The following is a 3,706-nucleotide window of genomic DNA, read 5'->3' as shown; positions in this document are numbered from 1 at the left end:
CGAGAAGAATGGGTGTGAAAACGGTCAGAAGATGGGGGCAAATGGCTATTGGAGCTGTTTTTTTTTCGTGCGTGCTTCCAGCTCTTGAACGCGATACTTGAGTTGTTCATTTTCTTTGCGTAGCTGTTTGTTTTCGTGACGCAAATGTTCATTTTCTTGAACGAGTTGATGAATGAGCTGTTTCTGTTGTTGGACTTTGCTGATTAAGCTCTCAACTGTAAATACAGCTTGTTGTACCGTCAACATGCGATTCACCTCCTTGTCTATCAATATTCACATCATAGACAGGAAAAGCAAAAAATATTCAGCTCACTTGATCATGTGGCTGAATAGTTACAAATGTATAAATTGAAATAAAGGTTTTCTCCCGTTCCACGGCGAATAAATAATAGGGGAACGGAGAGAAAATACGATGCCAGATCATAAAGACGAGATCGAAAAGTTGTCCACTGCCATGAAAGAAGCAAAAAGTAAACGGGCATATGAACGCTACCAAGCGACTTATCTTCATTTGCAGGGATACGCAAAAGAAGAAATCGCAACGATTATCGGTCGATCCAAAAAAACCGTTTATAACTATATCCATGCCTACACTCAGCGGGGTCTTAACGGACTAGAGATGAAATATTCACCCGGTGCTCCACGTCGATTGAGCCCTGAACAGGAAAAAGAGTTGGCTTTGATCATTGAACATCAGCTCCCCGTAGATGTGGGATTCGAAGCAAAATATAATTGGACGCTTGCGATAATCACTGAACTCATTCAACAAAAGTGGGGGCCAACGTACACGCTTCGTGGAACAAGTGACATTCTGCATCGGTTAGGGCTAAGTTATACGAAACCGACCTACACACTAGCCAATGCCGATGAAGAGAAACAAAAAGAATTCGTCGAAATCACCTTCCCAGAAGTAAAAAAACTGGTAGATGGGAAAATTGCCCATGTCCTCTTTCAAGATGAATCGATGATTCGTGATTACCAAGCGATTCAAAAGACATGGTTTGTCAAAGGAAAGCAACGGATCATCCCGACGTTTGGAAAACATCAGGGGCTGAAGCTGATTGGCACGTTGAACTACGAAACAGGAGAGGTATTTTGCATCGAAGAAGAACGTTATGACGCAGAAACATTTCTTCGATTTCTTGAACTTGTGTTAGAGCATTATCCTACAGGTAAAGTGGTGATGATTTTAGATAACGCTCGAATTCACCATGCCAAACTCATTCAGCCATTTTTAAAAGAACACGAAGATCGGTTAGAGCTCGTCTTTTTGCCACCATACAGTCCGCAATTGAACTTGATTGAAGGGCTATGGAAATGGCTGAAATCAGACGTGATTTACAACGTGTTCTATTCGAGTGTGCAAGAAATTAGAAAAAATGTCCAAGCCTTTATTCAGCGAATCAACCAGAAACCAGAACAAACGATCGATCGTTTGTGTGTTCAGTTGTAAATCTTTAATTCAACTTATATATGTACAAAAATGATTGTTTAAAGCTATATAGTTTCTCTCATTGCCTTAGGGCAACTTTACATGGAGAGGCGGGCATGATAGCCTTGTTAGGCGGAGCCAGCTATTGATATTGCTGGCTTCTTGGCTCGTAAGTCATGCACGTAGAGGCTCCATGTCAAGTTATTACTATCCACCACTTAATAACATAATTATCCATAAAAACATTTTTGTACATCACTATACAATCAAAATTCTGCATCCTTATTTTGACATTTACATCTACAGTTCGGACAGACATATTTCATATATTTTTTAGTTGATTGGCTAGGTGTATCAACCTTAGTTTTTAAGGAAACCTTGCAATTTTTACAATAAGCAATCCCCCGTAAATAAAATGGCGTATCAAATTGTTTCGTTTGTTTTTTGAGTTCCCTCATTTCATTGACGAGATGCCAAAGATGGGGCGGCACAATAGGTTCATATACATTTTCAATGAAAGTGATTTCTTCTTTTGGTTTACGGGAACTAGAATGAGCGCTTTTTCGGACGTTTCAAGTTAAATGGCCAGCATAGATATAACGATGTAAGATTGCATCGATTGTATTTTCATGCCATCCATTTCCGGTTGGCGAAGGAACATTGCATTCGTTTAGAAGGTTTGCGATTTTTTCATTGCTATACCCCCAAGAAGATAGATAAAAAATGAGCAAAACAATAGGGGCATTTTCGTCAGGAATCAATGTTTTGTAACCGGTTTGTTCGTCAACAGTGACTTTTTTATAACCAAACGGTGTTCGGCTGCCCGGACGGATTTTTTTAGCTAGCAAACCATCTTGTGTATCTTTAGTCCGTTTAGATTTAATGATAGATTCCTGTCCGGCAAATAACAATTTCATTTCCGTAATCGTATTATGTGCGTCCCATTCGCCAGAAACTGTGGTGCAAAAGAACTTACAATTTGGTTTGAGAGACTTAATGGGGTTGTAAATTTGTGTTACAAAACTGTTGAATGTACGATCTATTCGGCTTTCTTCATAGAAGAACACAGCATCAGCTTCGTTATTGATAATATACATAAAAAGCTCCCGCATGCCCGGTCGATCCGTAGCGGTTTTTCGATAGGCGCTGACTGCGTCATCAATACACCAGTGAATAGTTTCGTAACCTTCCGCTTTTGCCTTTATTTCAATCTCGCGCTTTTGAATCTCAATTGAATGGTTATCCAGTTGCTTATGACTGGAGCGGCGAATATAACCGACTCCTTTATTTAATTTGGGTATTGTCATGTTAAAACCTCCGATTTGAAAAATTCGTGGAAAAATAACTCACAAATTACATAATCATGGTGGACAATTAAATTTTTAATCATCATTTTTGCTATATACATCCAAATTGACATTTTAACCTCTGATTTACGCAGTACACCCGATGCGACGCAACACCTCATCCGGGTGTTGTAGAATGTACTGTTCAAAACGAGTAATGGATTGTGCAATGTCGTTTTGATCCTTGTGAAAAACGTTGGCAATCACTTCATCTTTCAACCACTTCCACAGCCGTTCAATCGGGTTTAACTGTGGGGAATACGGTGGCAAAAAGATGAAATGAAAAGCATCGCCTTCCTCGCCATCAAGAAAGGCTTGCACCATCTTGGCATGATGAATGCGTGCGTTGTCTAACACAAGCACGAGGAATCGGTGTGTATATTTCTCTTTCAACAGGCGCAAAAAGTCAAGGAACGTTTCGGCATTGGCAGATGAAGCACGATGGAAAAAAACATCGCCTTGTTGCACGTCGACTGCACCAAAAATGGAAACGTGGTCATGATGACCATAGCTTGGCACTTGTTTTTGATTCCCTACTTCTGCCCATGTGGTACGTAGCGCTTGATAAGCACGAACATGTGTCTCATCCACATAAAACAGCATAGCATTCTCGGTAATTAGTTTTTTTTTTATAAATTCAAGTTCTTTTTGAAACGCAACTTGACGCTTAGCGTCTCCTTTAACGAGCTTGTAAGTTGGGCGTGTCCATGATAAACGCAAACGATGCAACAACTTGCGAATACCTTCCCGTGACATCGAAACGCCATAGGTATGTTGGATGTAAGATTGTAAAATACGCGTGTTCCATGATGGAGCAATGCCCCAGCCAGCATCCACAGGTGTAGTAGTTAACACGAGTTGTCTGATTTCTTGTTGTTGTTCTTCCGTAAGAAATGGCACACGACCAGGCGGCAACCGACGATCGAGT

The 3,706-nt window shown here is 40.4% G+C and carries 3 protein-coding genes and 1 pseudogene; 1 reads left to right on the top strand and 3 read right to left on the bottom strand.

The genetic code is table 11. The features are described from left to right. Positions 1-246 (bottom strand): annotated as a pseudogene (locus ASC42_RS13480) (DUF6444 domain-containing protein); the annotation flags it as partial. 166 nt (positions 247-412) lie between these two features. Between ASC42_RS13480 and ASC42_RS13890 the strand changes: the two are divergent. Beyond that, a complete protein-coding gene (locus ASC42_RS13890) occupies positions 413-1,453 on the top strand; it encodes an IS630 family transposase (protein ID WP_072242759.1) in 1,041 nt (346 codons plus the stop codon). 551 nt (positions 1,454-2,004) lie between these two features. Here the strand turns inward: ASC42_RS13890 and ASC42_RS13465 are convergent. Then, on the bottom strand, positions 2,005-2,739 hold the full coding sequence (locus ASC42_RS13465) for a recombinase family protein (protein ID WP_055442103.1): 735 nt from the start codon (positions 2,737-2,739) through the stop codon (positions 2,005-2,007). A gap of 126 nt (positions 2,740-2,865) precedes the next feature. Further along, on the bottom strand, positions 2,866-3,706 hold an 841-nt coding region (locus ASC42_RS13885; RefSeq protein ID WP_082435740.1), incomplete at its 5' end, for an IS630 family transposase.

The sequence above is a fragment of the Anoxybacillus suryakundensis genome, from assembly GCF_001418025.1.
Classification (GTDB): Bacteria; Bacillota; Bacilli; order Bacillales; family Anoxybacillaceae; genus Anoxybacillus; species Anoxybacillus tengchongensis.
This window is presented reverse-complemented; position numbering and strand designations above follow the sequence as displayed.

Bases quoted from the DNA above. Each gene is read 5' to 3' on its own strand.
- ASC42_RS13890 (WP_072242759.1), top strand. From the start codon at position 413: ATGCCAGATCATAAAGACGAGATCGAAAAGTTGTCCACTGCCATGAAA.
- ASC42_RS13465 (WP_055442103.1), bottom strand. From the start codon at position 2,739: ATGACAATACCCAAATTAAATAAAGGAGTCGGTTATATTCGCCGCTCC.